This is a genomic window from Vibrio sp. 1288 (assembly GCF_033344475.1).
On the sequence record NZ_JAWPOX010000045.1, the window covers coordinates 20,934 to 35,894 of the forward strand.

Sequence of the window (14,961 nt, forward strand, 5' to 3'; positions counted from 1 at the left end):
TCAGTATTTTCTGCGCTAGATCTCGAAATTTCCTAGTGATTTCTTATTCGGGAATGCATAAGCTATGAGCCTTGTTTGAAAGGAGATAGTAATTCCCGTGTCTACAAATGAAATTACAAGACGGTTGCCGAATCTGACAAGTCGTAGAGCGCTGCTGTTATACTCCTTGCCAGTTTTAGTTGCGATTGGTGTTTCTCACTCTCTCAAAGAGTCATCTTTAACCAAAACCATCGCATTGAACCTACCTGAATCTCAGGTCGTTGAAAAAATTCTTGATGCGACAACTGCCGAAGTTGTCACTACCCCGAACTTCGAATATCAAATCCAAGCAGGTGACAACCTAAGCACTATTTTTAGTCAGCTCGGTTTCGGTTACAGCTCGTTAATGAAAGTAATGGAAACGGATTTGAACTACTTGGCACTTGATACACTTAAGCCGGGCAATACGCTCCGTTTCTGGCGTGATGATGCGACAGGCGAGTTAGCGAAAATGGAACTGCAATTTTCTATTGCAGATAAAGTGGTCTACAAGCTGAATAGTGATGGTAGCTATGACTTTACTGATATTTCCATTCCTGGCGTGTGGAGCCAAGAACCTTTAGTTGGCGTTATTCAAGGCAGTTTTTCTTCTTCTGCGAGTCGTTTAGGTTTAACGTCGGCGGAAGTGAGTCAAGTCGTAAGCTTACTCAAAGAACAACTTAACTTTGGACGTGATCTTCGTGCAGGTGATCGATTTGAAGTTGTTCGTCGCTCACAAAGCATCAATGGTGTACCAACAGGTAAGAACGAAATTGAGGCGATTAAGATTTATAATCGCGGCCGCGAGATCACCGCTTACCTTCATACTGATGGTCAATTCTACAATGCCAAAGGTGAAAGCTTACAGCGCGCATTCCAGCGTTACCCTGTAAGTAGCCGTTGGCGTATCAGTTCTGGCTTTAATCCTAATCGTTTACATCCAGTAACGGGGCGTGTTGCGCCGCACAACGGCACTGACTTTGCTGTACCAACCGGTACACCAGTCGTTTCTACTGGTGATGGTACAGTGATCATGACTCGTAAACACCCTTATGCGGGTAACTACGTGGTTGTTGAGCACGGCAGCAAATACAAAACCCGTTACTTACACCTAAGTAAGATTTTGGTGAAGAAAGGGCAAAAGGTTTCTCGAGGCCAGCGTATCGGTCTTTCTGGTAAAACAGGTCGAGTGACTGGGCCACACCTTCACTATGAGTTGATTGAATACGGCCGTCCAGTTAACGCTATGCGAGCAAATATCCCAATGGCGAGTTCTGTTCCTAAGAAAGAGATGGCTACTTTTGTCGCGAACAGAGATGAAATGGATAAACTATTACGCGATAAAGAGAAAGCAGTGCTGTAATAAAGTACTTCGCTCAAAAAACAAAAAGAGACTAAGCATAGCTTGGTCTCTTTTACTTTGTGCATTAACTAGATTTGAATTCTATGACAGCAGTCTGTTCAGTACGTTAGGCACTCCGTACTTCACGTTCATTTATCAGGTGTACGATTTCTTCAACACTGTGTGGACGAGAGTAAAAATAACCTTGGATGTAGTGGCAGCCCATTTCAATTAACTTTTGCAGTGCTCTATCGTCTTCTACGCCTTCGGCAATCAAATCCACATCAAGCAGCTCTGCCAATTGCGCTATCAAAAACACCACTTGTTCAGAGGTTGTATTTGAGAGCATGTTCTGCACAAAGGTAGCATCGATTTTGATGCTATCAATCGGATAATTGTGTATATAGTTCAAGCTTGAGTATCCCGTACCAAAATCATCCAGTGCGACTTTAAAACCCAAGTATCGCAACGAGTTAAGTACCATCTGTTCACGGCCACTTTGTGAGAGTAAGACGGTCTCGGTGAGCTCTATAACAAAGTCTTTTGCTTCGTGCTGATACTTTTCAACCATGTTGGTTAAGTGATTAATATAACGGTTGGAATCAACCAGCTCATACGCTGAGCAATTGATGGAGAGTTTGACTTTATAGCCTAGGTTCGCTTCGAGTTCTTGCTTTGCGATACACGCGAGTTCAATAATCCGTTCACCTAACTCGATAATCAGGCCTGATTGTTCGGCAGCTTCAATGAACTCCGCTGGAGAGATATTTCCATAGATATTGCTATTCCAACGAGTCAAAATTTCAAAGTAATTCCAGCGGTCGCTCGTGATATCGACGATCGGTTGAACCACCACATACAACTCATCGCTGTCTTGTATATCAGTACTTAGCTGGATTCGCATTGCCTCAATAAGCTGCGTCCTACGGTGGTATAACGCACTAAGGTGTGTGTCGTAATGCTGAATCCGTGTATCGCGGTGTTTTTTACAATCTTTGAGAGCGAGACTGGCATTCAAAATCAGCTCATCGCTGTTCAACATATGTACTGGGGCACGCGCAATACCAATACTAACGGTGAAAGAAATCCGGTTAGATTTGTCGCTGTAGCCACTTTCAATTTTGTCGAGTACTTCCTGACACACGGCTACAGGATCTTCGTCGTACGTGATGAAGGCGAATTCATCTCCTGCGACACGGAACGCATTGTTTGGCGACGACAAGCTCTGTTGAATGGCGTTAGCTGTGAACTTAATGATTTGGTCGCCGATATAGTTTCCGTTGATATCATTGATCGATTTGAAATTATCGATATCAAGATACGCCAAACTGAATGGGCGAGTCGCCTGCTGCGTTAATGTCTCCAAGGTATCAGCTAAACAGCTACGGTTGAGCAGTCCAGTTAGGTTATCATGCGATACCTCATAGCTAAGCTGATTAAGAAGCTTATCTGAACGTTCACTGACCCACTTTTCACGTAAGCTATGAATAATGACATTGGCATAAAATCGGTGGCAGTCGAGGATATCTTGCGCTTCTTTCGCGTGGATGCTTCGGGTAAAGGTAGACAGTAAAATTCCCAGAACTTCGCCATTTTGTGTCTTCAATGGCAGGCCAATGTAAGCTTGAATGCCATCTTCTTGAAACATCTTATCTTCAGGAAAACGCTTGTATACCTGGTCTTGATAGAAAATATGTTCGCCAATGTCTTTCGCCACTTTTTCACAGGGGGTGCCTGAAAGGTGGTAGCTTAGGTTGTCTGTAATTTTTCCATTGCTGGCGAAGGAAATGGTATGAGCCGATTGCTGAAGATGCGCAACTTCTACAACGCAAGTGCAATGGCTCTGCAAGTGTTGATGAATATCTAACGTGACTCGGTTTAGCTGAGCCGTGCCGTTTAGCTTCAATATCTCATCAATTTTGTGGAAACTGATTTGTACCTGACCCATCGAGCATTTCACCTAGCGTTGTTATTAACATATCGTGTAAGACACGACGAATTATTATTTGATATGCATCAAATAAACTATCGGTTACTAAGGCAGATTTTTCAAATTTTGTGAACGAACAAATCATTATTTTCATGTTTTTATGCTTGAACCTTTTAAAGGTATAGCGATAAAAACGCTAAGCTAGGCGCGCTTCTCCTCTTCTAATCGTGATTTGAGATAATCGAGGAATAGCTTAGTCCGGGTATGCTGATAATCCAGCTTTGGATAGTAGGCATATACAGTAGCTTTATCCGCTGTGATATAGGGCAGGATAGGGACTAACGCGCCGGATTTGAGATCATCTTTGATCATGACGTTGTTCGTCATCAAAATACCCATGCCTCTTTTGGCACCATGAAACAGCGCTTCTGGGTTGGTCGTGGCAAAGTTACCGGACAAGCTGATACGTTTGCCTCGATTTGTTTTGATTTCTCGTGAGGGTTTTTCTCCCCAAATCAGGACATTATGCTCTGTCAGATCCTCAACGCATTGTGGGGTGCCGTATTTTTTTAGGTAACTAGGCGCAGCGTAAAACTGGGCTTTATGTTCGAAAAGCGCAGTGGCTTTGAAACTCAGAGAGTTCAGTTGCTCTAATTCCCGGCTAATAAACAGGTCTAAGCTTAGCTCTGGCAATTGACCTGGTAGCGTTGTTGTTAATTGAAGTGTGATATCTGGATATTTATCAAGAAAATCATCAAGATAATGAACTAGAAATTTAGAACCAACGGCCAACGTTGCCCCAATCTTTAATAGCCCCGCTGGTGATTGGTTGACTGAGCGAGTTTCATCTAATACCGATTGCCATGAATCAAGCTGACTTTTTGCTCGTTGATAAAACAGAGCACCAGCTTCAGTTTGGCTAATTGAGCGGGTCGTACGTTTGAGTAGTTGAACGCCAATTTTATCTTCTAGCCATTGAACTCGCTTACTGATAGCTGAGCTGGTGGTATTGAGTTTCCGCGCTGCGGCATTAAAGCTACCTTCTTCGACCACACGAATATAACTCTTCACGCTTTGAATCCAGTCCATTGTATCTCCTTGGGAATTAATTCCTTTCCAACTTAGCTGATTATCATCTTTGAGTATCAAATATACACTGTTTGCCATCAATCTGTCACAAAGTAGGAGGAACGTTTGCGTAAAACACCATTGTTATTAGCGATGATGATCATTGCCACAGGCCAAGTTGGCGTTAGTATTTATCTTCCTTCTTTGCCATTGATTGGTCATGACTTGAATTTGCCGCAACATTCGATTCAGAATCTCGTCACGCTATTTCTCGTTGGCTTCGGTATCTCTCAGCTTTTTTACGGCCCATTGTCTGATGCGATTGGTCGTCGGCCGGTGTTTATTCTGGGGCAAAGTGTATATCTAGTTGGTACGGTTATTTGCATCGCGTTTTCGGACAACATTGTTGCCCTTGAAGCGGGACGGTTACTGCAAGGCCTAGGAGCGGGCAGCGCTTCGGTACTTGGTCGGTCAGTACTGCGTGATAGTTATGACGGTATGCAACTAACCAAAGCGCTATCTTATATTTCAGTCACTGCTTCAGTGATGCCAATTATTGCTCCGCTGTTTGGTGGCTGGATCGCTTTTCACCTGAGTTGGCATGCTGTCTTCGTGTTTGTGCTGATTTACTTAATGGCAATTTTTACACTTGGTTTATTAGTGCTGCCAGAAACGCTGCCTTATCCGAAGAGAAAATTTAAAGTAGGCGAAGTAAGCGCGAACTATTTGCGTCTGTTAACGAATACACAAGTGATTGGTAGTGCGAGCTACAACTGGCTTAGTTATTTATCGGCTCTGGTTACGCTCTCCTTGTATCCATTTTTAATGCAACAAGAGTTAGGATTAACGGCGGCAGATTACGGCTCTTTGATGATCATACCGTCAGTTGGTTTACTGACGGGTAGCTTAGTGCTGAATTTGATCAATGCTCGTTACAAAGCTCAGCAAATCTTGCTGATGAGTTTCGCGATTGTTGCTGTTGCTGGCTTCATGTTGTTGGTTACCCCCTTCAGTGTATTTTCATTGCTGACGGCATTCACGTGTTTAAGTTTTGCCCAAGGCATGTCATTCCCAGTATCGATCAGTTTGCTACTTTCGCCACATAAGCAACAGGCAGGCGCGGTTTCTGCGTTATCTGGCTCTATTCAAATGTGTTTAGCAGGTTTGTTTGGTGGGTACTTAGTAGACTCATGGGTTACGAATCAGCAGCAGCTTGGGGTGTTTTATTTGTTTATTGCGTTACTTTCTTGCTTTGTTCTTGTACTAAGCCAATTTCGTAAAGTGCCAGAAGGGACGGTTCAAGCAGAAACTTCCATCTGAATATACTTGCAACCAGAAGGTCGGCTTTCTAAAATGCGCAGCTAAATTAAGCTAGGCCTGTTGTGTATACTGAATGACTTGGTTTGAAAGGAAGAGGGCGAACCTTGATACTTCTCTCAAGCTTGGAATACATTTCTGCCCAATGGCTATCCGATCTCTAATCGTTAGGTGAAAGAATGCAACAAAACGAATTTGAAACACTGGTAAAAGAAATTACTCAGCAAGAAAGCATGCCAAAGGCACTTGAAATCTTGAAGGCGTGTGAGGAAGAAGAAGTTGCACAAGCGGCGCAATCCCTAACGGGTCAGTTTGGCCTTGCAGAAGTTGATGGTGAGAAACGTATTTACCATATTACCACTCAAGAAGATGAGTCCGGAGAAGAGCAAGAATACGTAGAGCACGTCATGAATGAAGGCGATCACTTGATCAAGTTTGCTGCGTGGTTCTTTGAAACATTCTTTGAAATCAAACAGAAAGATACGTACGTCGCAGCGGGAAAAACATACCAACAACCTAAGCGATAGACGCTCATTTCAAGAAATCCACGAAAATCAAACTGAAAGTTAATTACAAAATAAATGTGACTGGAGTCTTGTTTTTATCTAGTTGTGGTGTAAAATTACAACATAGTTAAGTCAATACATTCAGGAGAAGGTCATGGGTAACGAACTTGGTGGTGCTTATATTGGCCAGATGATTGCAAAAGACGCGATGCACAAAGCGCTTTACGGTAAAGCGAAGAAGAAAAAAGCTTCTGTTTTTGCTCGTGTTATTAAAAAACTGGCGAAATAATTTAAAAAGCCCTGATTGAAAAATCAGGGCTTTTTGCTTTTCTCTGTTTTGTTGTTAGTAAGTAGCCAACATATTGCACAACATTGGCAAAACGCTACTCAAAGACTGATGACATTTAAATCTAGAATTACGCGGATTGGCTTGGTATCTCCACAACATTGTTAGGCACTTTATCTAGCCCCTTTGCTGATAACCACTTTTCTAAATCGTCAGCGCCTCCAATATATTTTCCATCTAACCAGATTTGCGGCACTGTTACCGGTGTTTTTTCGCCAATGATGGCTTTTACTTCAGGAATCATGCGGTATAAGGCGGCGCTGTCTTTAACTACATCACGGTACTCATACTGAACACCAGCCTCGTCAAGTAATTGTTTGGCTTTGACACAGTAAGGGCAAGTTGCTTTACCATAAACAATGTTGCCTTTTAGCTCATCGCGTTTTACCCACTCAGCAATAACAGACTGTACAAGCACACCCCGATTCAATGCTTCTCCTTGGCTGATAACTTTCCCTTCGACAAGAAGAATGGGTGCATGCCAAGCCCCCGCTTTTAATGGTTCCCACCAGTGCGATAACCAATCTTTTACTTCAAGTTCAACGGGCACATCGGCTAGTTCGTTTTCAAAAGTATCCTTTAAAATATCTTTGGTTAATGTACATTCACCACAAGGAATATTGACTTTGAATGGGCCCCAACTACCAGCCCAGCGATACAGTGTAATTTTGATTGGTTGACTCATATGGGTTCCTCATTTCCTTTCCTGAAAATATAGAACTTTTAAATTAGATTTTTCTTTCAACTAACTTTGTCTTTTTCGCTTCCCAATGCGTAATAAACGCAATAGATGCAATAATAATCGCAGCACCTAACCATAAACGACCAGGTGGCACCCAACCAAACACCAACCAACCAGCAACAACATTCAAAGGCAGTTTGGCGTGATCAAATGGTTGCACAAATGAGGCGTCTGCTACTGCATATGCTTTAACGATAGCCCATTGAGCGAGTGCTGTAAGTGCACCTGCGGCTAAAAGCACACCCCATATCGTCCACGTATCTGGCATAGTAAACGTCGGTATCGCTAACAAGATATTAAATGGCGTTATCAGCAGTAATAAATAGACGACCATGGTTGAAGGCGGATCGTTTACCGACATTTTTTTAACCATTAATGAATACGCTGCCCAGAAAAATGCGGCGCCAACAGGGAGCAGGGTCGCCCATGTAAATGAGTCTGCCCAAGGCTCAAGAATGATCATGGCACCAACAAACCCCGTCAATGTAGCGAGCCAGCGTGCAGTACCTACTTTCTCTTTGAGTAACAAGCCAGAACCAACTGTGGCAAATAACGGAGAGGTCATGAGAAGTGCAATGCCTTGCCAAATTGGAACTGGGTAAGCGAGAGCCCATAACCAAAGTTGAATCCCGATAACAGAGAGAAAAATGCGGAATGCATGCCAGCCAAAGTGTTGGGTTCTTAAAGAACGTCTAATCCCAAGTGTACGTAGGTAGGGCAGAATAACAAATAAGGCGATTGCATATTGGAATAACGCAAATGTGGTGGAGGAGACACCAAAGTTGATGCTAGCAATTTGGGCGAAGCTGTTCACTATGGCGAATGCCAAGCCAGCTGTTAGCATCCAGGACGCACCTTGAACAGGATGATGATTCAATTGAAAAATTCCAGTTTGATAGAGGTGGCGGGATCATACGTCCTATTGTTTTTCGCGCCAATAAAAAAATGCCTCCCAGAGGGAGGCGACATTACCAATTCAAAGGACGTGCCTGTTATAACAGGTACAAAGAACGAGAAGCACAAACGCTGCCATGCATTTGCATAAATAATATTGCAGAACACGTGCCAACTTTTATATATTTGATTTTAAATGGTTTTTTGGTTTTTCTATGTTGTCGATTAGATGAAGTGCACTAACTTAGTGATCAATCGCATTAAAAGAGGGCAGAAGTAGGCGTCGTTACGCTCGTTTTTCATTGCTGAGCGATGCTTGGATAGTGTGAATACTTATCGAGTTGTGTTGGGTTAAATAAAAAATGGCCAGCAAAGGTGCTGGCCAAGTGGACTCGCTCTTAGGACAAGAGTGAATTAGAAATCGTAACGTACGCCTAGGCGCAGTGTATCTTCGCCTTCTGTTACTAGACCTGTTGTAGCATCTTTTGCTTCATCAAGTTGGTTGATGTAGTAAGACAGGTAAGTACGGAAGTTGCTGTTTAGTTTGTAGTAACCAACAAGCTCGATACCTTCAACAGTGTCGTACTTTGAACCGTTGTCTGGATCATTCTCTTGAGCTGTGTATAGAGCTGCAAGTGTCACTTTGCTTGCTACTTTGTAGCTTGCGACTAGCTCGTAAGCCGTAAAGTCTTCTGAGTCAGTCAGGGAACCTTGAGAATAAGTACCTGCTAGGTAAAGGTTGTCCATCGAGTAAGCGATACCACCTAGAATTTGATCTTCAGAGTTATCTTTATCTACATCGCCACCAGAGTATGCAAGACCAAAGTCGAGGCCCATTGGTAGTGAGTACATTCCAGAGATGCCGTATTTATCTTCGTTATCGCTAGAGTTTGCTTGGTAGGTTGCTTGAAGTTGTAGTGCATCAAACGCACCACGGTATGCGAAAACGCTGTCTTGCTTATCAGACGACGAATCAATAACTTGCTGAACACCAGAGAATTCTGTGATATCCGTCATGTCAGAGATGATGACTGCAGCCATGTCTTGACGACCTACAGAGAAAGCACCGATATCAGAGTCGACGCCTGCATACATGTAGCGGTTTTTGAATTCACTCTTGCCCGTTTTTTGTTCGGCTTCGTAAACACCGAAAGCAGAAAGGCCGTTGCCGATGTCTGTTTTACCTTTTAGGTTAAGACGAGCACGGCTTTTATCTTCCATGGAACCTTCAACTTCAGCACCGTCTGAACCGATGAAGTCACCACGAAACTCAACGCGGCCGCCAACTTTTAATTCAGTACCGTCGTTTTTGTATACAGTTGCTGCGAATGATGGTGCTGATACCAATGCTGTAAGAATTGCAGTAGTTAGTGCTGCCTTTTTCATTTTCTTATTACCCTAGTTGTAATCGATGGGCTTTCTTGCCCGATGTGTTGATGACGCTAAGGTAAAGGCTGAAAATGAAAGATAGATTTCTGTTAAGTTATGATTTGATTGCACTTTTATTGCTGGCGAGAATAAGTGCCCCTTCTCATACCACTTATAAAAAGAAAGGTTTATCTTTTTTGAGGTTTTTTCCTCTCCGTTGAAGACTGTGTTTTTTTCAAAAAGTTCCTGAATTGTTTCTTGACCCTAAATGTAAGTAAACATTTCAATTTGGCAGGGAAGTTTGGCCTAAAAATAGCGAATCATCAGCTATTTGTGAGCTAACTCTCTCTAAAGCATTTCTTATTGTAAGGTTTTTATTTCTCGATTTCTTGAAGGCTAAGTAAACGATTGCTTTTTAGGTTTTGTCTGAGATCTTTTCACTCGGTTGTCAGGAACTAATCAAATAAAGTGTCGGCAGTTGTTACACAAAGGTAAAACTAATCTGGTGGAAACGATGCCTCGGATAGCCTTTGTATTCCTCTCTTTGTTCATCATTTCGTTTTTACGAAAGTGAACCAAAGCCGGGTCTAAAACTGACTAACCAACTAATAAGTAATGGATTTAGAAATGAATAAAAAATTATTAGCAGCGGCAATCGCGGCAGCAACCTTCGGTACTCAAGCAGTTGCAGTGGAACTATATAATAACGATGGCACAACATTTTCGATGGGCGGCCACGTTTCTGTTAATTTAAATGGATCAGAGCAAGGTGACACGGATGTGGGTACTAACTCTCCTCGTATCAATATCTCTGCGACACAGGATTTGGGTAATGGCTTCACCGCAGACGCACGTGGTGAATGGGCGCTAAACTACTTAGACGGTGGTGAAGAGTCGTTTAAAACTCGTCTAGGTTACTTAGGTATAACGCATGAGGTTTATGGTCGTGCAGTAGGTGGTACGCAATGGTCACCTTACTACGATGTCGCAGGTATTGCAGATATGCCAATCGCGTTTGCCAACGACTTCATCTATGACGATCATGGAAACCTTGGCACTGGCCGTGCGGATAAAATGCTTTCTTACCGTAATGCCATCGAGCTGGGTGAAGCGGGTGTGGTCAACTTTGGTCTTGGTTGGCAGGGTGCAAACGATGATTACACGCGCAACGATGCTGGAGTTATAACTGGCGGTGCTAAATACGATGACCGTGTGCAAGCTGCGCTTTCTTACTCAATCATGGGCGCTAAAATCGGTTACTCTTACAATGGCGGCGATTTCCAGCACCCTGCATATGCAGGTAAGCATACGGCGGAATCACACGTTGTATCAGCATCTTACGGTGCGTACGGCCAAGGCCTATTCCTTGCTGCAGTTTATGGTTCAAACGAAAACATGAACTTCAGTGTAAAAGGTGACCGTTTAGAAGAAAGTGATGCGTACGAGGCGATCATCGCATACGCTCTGGCGAACAGCCTAAACTTGAGTGTTAACTATGAGATGGTGGAAGGTAAAGAGTTTAAGAACTCTAAAACAGAAACTGCTCGTGAAGAAATGGCACTACAAGCAGAATACAACTTCACGCCTAAATTTGTTGGTTACGCGGGTTACCAGTTTGACCTAAATGACGACAATGGTCGTGAAACTGATGACAAATGGGCGTTAGGTGCTCGTTACTACCTATAATAGGGTTTAGCGAGAACTATTATTCAAGCTCATTGATCTAAAGCCAGCCTCGTGCTGGCTTTTTTGTCTATTTGTTTTACAAATACTTTGCTGTTTCAATTAGATGATACAAAACTCAAAACGGGGTGAATGTCTTATTTTTTACACTAGAGGTTGCTATTTAGTGTCGTTAAGTCAATAGGTTAGATTATGATGGGATTTTTGTTTTGCAGGGAAGAATGATGAGTGTTATTCAAGTTGAAGAAAAGAAAGTAGAAGTGGGTAAAGTGCTTTGTGTTGGACGAAATTACGTTGAACATATTCATGAGCTTAATAATGCAATGCCTGAGCAAATGGTGGTATTTAATAAACCCGCAACTTCCGTATCAACAACTCTGCGTTCATTCCATCAAGAGCCCCTTCATTATGAGGCTGAAATCTGCTTTTTGATCAAGAATGGACGTTATTCAGCGGTTGGTTTGGGATTGGATCTGACCAAGCGTGGTTTGCAATCCTCGCTTAAAAATCAGGGGTTGCCGTGGGAGCGAGCTAAGGCATTTGATGGCTCTGCTGTGTTTAGTCGGTTTGTCTCTTTGGATAACATTGATATCAATGATCTTAACCTTGAGCTCTTAATCAACTGTGTTCGTGTACAAAAAGGTCACGTTAGCCAAATGCTCTATCCGCCGCTAACTATCCTGGATGAATTAACCAGTTACACAACACTTCAAGATGGCGATGTAGTGATGACTGGTACACCAAAGGGCGTTGGTGAGGTACATGAAGGTGACATCTTCCTTGGTCGATTAAAGTGTGGCGATGTCACCTTGTTGGAGATTGAGTGGTTGGCGGATTAAAGCCAAATTCGTAGAACGAGAAATACCACCATACTGATAACCGTCGTTAAAAGAACATTTTTAGTAAAATACGCGATTAAAGCAGCCAGTACGGCAGCCAGTAAAAATGGGTTTTGCACATTGACGCTGAGCTCCCCATCGGGAATGAAAACGATCGGTGCCCAGATCGCAGTCAGTACTGCGGGGCTAGCGTAATTGAGTACTTTTTGAGTGCGCGTCCCTAATCGCAATGGTAGCTTGGGTTCTAAAAACAAGTAGCGGCTGGTGAAAACAAGTACCGTCATCAGCAAAATAGCCAACATGATCATTAGCGTTTCTCCTTTACTTGTTCCACAAAGTAACCAGTAAGCATGGCTAAAATGCTCGAAATCATCAAACTTCCCTCAATTTGATAATAGGTTAGGGCAACTGAGCTCACCAAAGCCACAATAACACTCGCGAGCACCGCTGCATTTTTAATGGTGGGTACTACTATCGCGATAAAAGTAGCGGCTACAGCAAATTCCAAACCCATTTCGTTCAGTTCAGGGATTAGACTTCCCGCAATAATGCCCGTCAATGTCGCGACATTCCAAAACAGGTAAAAACTCAGACCAGCCCCAAGTGCATACCAGCGATTAAATTGTTTATCGGAATGGTGGCCTACAATCGCAAACAGCTCGTCAGTAAGTAAGAAGCCGAGTGATAATCGCCATTTTAGAGGGAGCGGTGCAATTTTACTGCGCATCGATACACAGTAGAGGAAGTGTCGAGAGGTGATAAAAAACGTTGTCAGTAACATGGTCACTAGACCTGCTCCCGTTTTAATCATTCCCATCGCGACGAGCTGTGCAGAACCTGCGAACAAAATGGCGGATAGTGCTTGCCCTTCCAAAGGGTGAAGCCCAGTATCAATTGCGAATGAGCCTGCGAGTAATCCCCAAGGGAGCACTGCGATACTCAGAGGCATCATCGCAAGTGCACCTTGCCAAAATAGCGTGGCTTTTGATTCTTTTTTTAACGGCAAAGTGTGGTCCATAGTTTCTTCTTATTTATTCCTAAATCAGATTACCAAGATAGCTCGGTAGTCGCATAACGCCTTGTACAATATTGCTGCTTTAGCTGTGACGGACGTATTGGCCGGGAGTGACGCCCATGGCTTTTTTAAAGTGTCGATGCAGATGGCTTTGATCATGGAAGCCGCATTCTTGTGCCACGTCTGAAATTTTTTGTCCCATTTTTAGTAGCTTCTTCGCCATACGTAAACGTTGCTGAATTTGATAGGCATGAGGCGGAAAGCCAAATTGCTTTTGAAATTCTCTCAGCAGATGAAAAGGGCTTAATCCAGACAGCTTCGCGAGTTCTTCTAGTGAGACGTCCGTTTGTGGAAAGTCTTCCAAAAATTCTCTGACGAGCTGCACTTGTCGCTGAGCTCTGGTTGATTCTTTCAGTGGTGCCCGATGAGTGCTGTGTTTACTGGCTAGCTTGATCAACGTGCCGTAAACTAAAGTTTCTCTCAATAAACGGTTGTCTGATTTTTCTAGTGTTTCAAATACCAATCGTAACTGACTAGCCAGTTCAGGATCGTAAACCACAGGTTGAGGGAAATAGGGCAGAGCTACGTTTGGTGAGCCAAGCTCTTGTCCTAAAGTTTGAAACTGCTGAGGTACGGGGTACATTGCTTTGTATTCCCAGCCGCCTTCCGAGGCTGAATGCCCGTTGTGTACTTCATCTGCATTAACAAGGATGATGCTGTCCTGTGGCGCGATATGATTCCCGCCCGTCCTAAAAAATTGTTGTGCCCCTTTTTCGATGACACCAATAGTGTAACCTTCGTGGCTATGGCGTGAAAAATTCTGCTTCTCATACTTTGCATCGAGAAGCTCTAAACCTCCGAGCTCTTGAGCTATCTTGAAGGTAGCGATTTCCTTATTCTTTTCTTTCATCTTTATCCGGTCTGCTCAAGAAAATCATTTTAGAAGTGTAACGGATCCATCGTGCTTATTTTTGTACAAAATTGCTATTCGATTTTGATAAACAGGCGAATTGATTGCTATTTTTCATATGGGCAAACTATGATTTTTATTTTTTGATTTATCTTGGCTATTTTGGGCTGGATGATGTCATTTTGTTGGTATAACATTCGCCGCCTTGTTGTAGAAAAGCGGTTCCATCATGATTGATTTATCTGTACTTCCTGTTTATCTCACCGCAGTTGTCGCCTTATTGCTCTTACCAGGGCCTGATATGTTGCTGATAGCGAGCTCAAGTATGAGTTACGGTAAGAAGGTCGGTCTTTTTGCTAGCTTAGGCAATGCGACGTCTGGTGTTATTCTTACTTTGCTTGCTGCGATGGGCGTATCTACCCTGATTGCCATGAGCCCAATAGCCCTTAAAGTCCTTCATCTATTAGGTGGCGCTTACTTGTTAAAAATGGGTTGGGACTGCTTACGAGCTGAGGCATCTTCGGCTCCAGAGCTTGATGGTCAAAACAAAATGGCATCAACTTATTATCAGCGTGCTTTGATGAGTAATTTGCTTAACCCTAAAGCCTTGGTCTTTTTTGTGATGTTTTTGCCGCAGTTTGTCTCAAGCAATATCACTGCATCTTCCGGTGAGCAGATGCTAGCGCTAGGGTTATTGTTGAACGTTCTTGGCTTGTCATTCAATTTATTACTTGTTGGGTTAGCAGGCACATTGGGCAAAGGGCTGCTCGAGAACGAAAAATTCCGCACGTATCAACATAAACTAATGGGGTTAGTGTTTGTTATTCTGGCGTTGTGGATGCTGAGTAGTTTCGCCTTGTAAAGTTATCATATTCCATTAGAAAGCCAGCAATTGCTGGCTTTTTGTTTTTCAGCCCTAAACCACCTACTTCAGTAGGTGGTTATCATCCGTTTCGGCTTTGCCTGTAAAACTACTCATGCTA

Annotated in this window: 15 protein-coding genes; 7 read left to right on the top strand and 8 right to left on the bottom strand. The window is 43.1% G+C overall.

Annotated elements, in window-relative coordinates; translation table 11 throughout:
* The first annotated feature begins 97 nt into the window (after nt 1–97).
* Nucleotides 98–1,381 (top strand): peptidoglycan DD-metalloendopeptidase family protein, encoded by a 1,284-nt coding sequence (locus tag R8O11_RS22310; RefSeq protein WP_318194440.1) that lies wholly within the window; start codon nt 98–100, stop codon nt 1,379–1,381.
* A 106-nt stretch (nt 1,382–1,487) separates the two neighbouring features.
* Here the strand turns inward: R8O11_RS22310 and R8O11_RS22315 are convergent, their stop codons facing one another.
* Nucleotides 1,488–3,308, bottom strand: coding sequence for a putative bifunctional diguanylate cyclase/phosphodiesterase (locus tag R8O11_RS22315; RefSeq protein WP_213867823.1), 1,821 nt, complete (start codon nt 3,306–3,308; stop codon nt 1,488–1,490).
* A 183-nt stretch (nt 3,309–3,491) separates the two neighbouring features.
* On the bottom strand, nt 3,492–4,379 hold the full coding sequence (locus R8O11_RS22320; protein ID WP_318194441.1) for a LysR family transcriptional regulator: 888 nt from the start codon (nt 4,377–4,379) through the stop codon (nt 3,492–3,494).
* A 105-nt stretch (nt 4,380–4,484) separates the two neighbouring features.
* On the opposite strand from R8O11_RS22320, the gene R8O11_RS22325 reads away from it, so the two are divergent.
* From R8O11_RS22325 to R8O11_RS22335, 3 genes are all read left to right on the top strand, one after another.
* Nucleotides 4,485–5,678, top strand: coding sequence for a multidrug effflux MFS transporter (locus R8O11_RS22325; protein WP_017821607.1), 1,194 nt, complete (start codon nt 4,485–4,487; stop codon nt 5,676–5,678).
* Between the two features lie 176 nt (nt 5,679–5,854).
* On the top strand, nt 5,855–6,202 hold the full coding sequence (locus tag R8O11_RS22330) for a hypothetical protein (protein ID WP_005375501.1): 348 nt from the start codon (nt 5,855–5,857) through the stop codon (nt 6,200–6,202).
* A 133-nt stretch (nt 6,203–6,335) separates the two neighbouring features.
* Complete coding sequence (locus R8O11_RS22335; RefSeq protein ID WP_017635854.1) at nt 6,336–6,470, top strand: hypothetical protein; 135 nt, start codon at nt 6,336–6,338, stop codon at nt 6,468–6,470.
* 127 nt (nt 6,471–6,597) lie between these two features.
* Here R8O11_RS22335 and R8O11_RS22340 read toward each other — a convergent pair whose 3' ends face one another.
* From R8O11_RS22340 to R8O11_RS22350, 3 genes are all read right to left on the bottom strand, one after another.
* A complete protein-coding gene (locus R8O11_RS22340) occupies nt 6,598–7,212 on the bottom strand; it encodes a glutaredoxin (protein ID WP_318194442.1) in 615 nt (204 codons plus the stop codon).
* 43 nt (nt 7,213–7,255) lie between these two features.
* The gene (locus tag R8O11_RS22345; RefSeq protein WP_005375542.1) at nt 7,256–8,113 is read right to left on the bottom strand and encodes a DMT family transporter; all 858 of its coding nucleotides are present in this window, start codon (nt 8,111–8,113) and stop codon (nt 7,256–7,258) included.
* A 464-nt stretch (nt 8,114–8,577) separates the two neighbouring features.
* Nucleotides 8,578–9,549 (bottom strand): porin, encoded by a 972-nt coding sequence (locus R8O11_RS22350; protein WP_005375535.1) that lies wholly within the window; start codon nt 9,547–9,549, stop codon nt 8,578–8,580.
* Nucleotides 9,550–10,158: 609 nt separating this feature from the next.
* Here R8O11_RS22350 and R8O11_RS22355 point away from each other — a divergent pair.
* Nucleotides 10,159–11,217, top strand: a complete 1,059-nt coding sequence (locus R8O11_RS22355) for a porin (RefSeq protein WP_318194443.1) — start codon at nt 10,159–10,161, stop codon at nt 11,215–11,217.
* Between the two features lie 221 nt (nt 11,218–11,438).
* Nucleotides 11,439–12,053, top strand: coding sequence for a fumarylacetoacetate hydrolase family protein (locus R8O11_RS22360; protein ID WP_318194445.1), 615 nt, complete (start codon nt 11,439–11,441; stop codon nt 12,051–12,053).
* Here R8O11_RS22360 and R8O11_RS22365 read toward each other — a convergent pair.
* The 3 genes from R8O11_RS22365 to R8O11_RS22375 form a co-directional block, all read right to left on the bottom strand.
* A complete protein-coding gene (locus R8O11_RS22365; RefSeq protein WP_005385193.1) occupies nt 12,050–12,361 on the bottom strand; it encodes an AzlD domain-containing protein in 312 nt (103 codons plus the stop codon). The two genes, R8O11_RS22360 and R8O11_RS22365, sit on opposite strands and share 4 nt — an antisense overlap.
* On the bottom strand, nt 12,361–13,071 hold the full coding sequence (locus tag R8O11_RS22370) for an AzlC family ABC transporter permease (protein WP_318194444.1): 711 nt from the start codon (nt 13,069–13,071) through the stop codon (nt 12,361–12,363). Before R8O11_RS22370 ends, R8O11_RS22365 begins: the two co-directional genes overlap by 1 nt.
* 79 nt (nt 13,072–13,150) lie before the next feature.
* Nucleotides 13,151–13,978 (bottom strand): AraC family transcriptional regulator, encoded by an 828-nt coding sequence (locus R8O11_RS22375; protein WP_005385198.1) that lies wholly within the window; start codon nt 13,976–13,978, stop codon nt 13,151–13,153.
* 229 nt (nt 13,979–14,207) lie between these two features.
* On the opposite strand from R8O11_RS22375, the gene R8O11_RS22380 reads away from it, so the two are divergent.
* A complete protein-coding gene (locus R8O11_RS22380; RefSeq protein WP_005375522.1) occupies nt 14,208–14,840 on the top strand; it encodes a LysE family translocator in 633 nt (210 codons plus the stop codon).
* Nucleotides 14,841–14,961 lie beyond the last annotated feature (121 nt).

What these genes read in the sequence shown, in the direction of transcription:
- R8O11_RS22315 (WP_213867823.1), bottom strand. Translation starts at nt 3,308, where the DNA reads ATGGGTCAGGTACAAATCAGTTTCCACAAAATTGATGAGATATTGAAG.
- R8O11_RS22320 (WP_318194441.1), bottom strand. Translation starts at nt 4,379, where the DNA reads ATGGACTGGATTCAAAGCGTGAAGAGTTATATTCGTGTGGTCGAAGAA.
- R8O11_RS22330 (WP_005375501.1), top strand. Translation starts at nt 5,855, where the DNA reads ATGCAACAAAACGAATTTGAAACACTGGTAAAAGAAATTACTCAGCAA.
- R8O11_RS22335 (WP_017635854.1), top strand. Translation starts at nt 6,336, where the DNA reads ATGGGTAACGAACTTGGTGGTGCTTATATTGGCCAGATGATTGCAAAA.
- R8O11_RS22340 (WP_318194442.1), bottom strand. Translation starts at nt 7,212, where the DNA reads ATGAGTCAACCAATCAAAATTACACTGTATCGCTGGGCTGGTAGTTGG.
- R8O11_RS22345 (WP_005375542.1), bottom strand. Translation starts at nt 8,113, where the DNA reads ATGCTAACAGCTGGCTTGGCATTCGCCATAGTGAACAGCTTCGCCCAA.
- R8O11_RS22350 (WP_005375535.1), bottom strand. Translation starts at nt 9,549, where the DNA reads ATGAAAAAGGCAGCACTAACTACTGCAATTCTTACAGCATTGGTATCA.
- R8O11_RS22355 (WP_318194443.1), top strand. Translation starts at nt 10,159, where the DNA reads ATGAATAAAAAATTATTAGCAGCGGCAATCGCGGCAGCAACCTTCGGT.
- R8O11_RS22360 (WP_318194445.1), top strand. Translation starts at nt 11,439, where the DNA reads ATGAGTGTTATTCAAGTTGAAGAAAAGAAAGTAGAAGTGGGTAAAGTG.
- R8O11_RS22365 (WP_005385193.1), bottom strand. Translation starts at nt 12,361, where the DNA reads ATGATCATGTTGGCTATTTTGCTGATGACGGTACTTGTTTTCACCAGC.
- R8O11_RS22370 (WP_318194444.1), bottom strand. Translation starts at nt 13,071, where the DNA reads ATGGACCACACTTTGCCGTTAAAAAAAGAATCAAAAGCCACGCTATTT.
- R8O11_RS22375 (WP_005385198.1), bottom strand. Translation starts at nt 13,978, where the DNA reads ATGAAAGAAAAGAATAAGGAAATCGCTACCTTCAAGATAGCTCAAGAG.
- R8O11_RS22380 (WP_005375522.1), top strand. Translation starts at nt 14,208, where the DNA reads ATGATTGATTTATCTGTACTTCCTGTTTATCTCACCGCAGTTGTCGCC.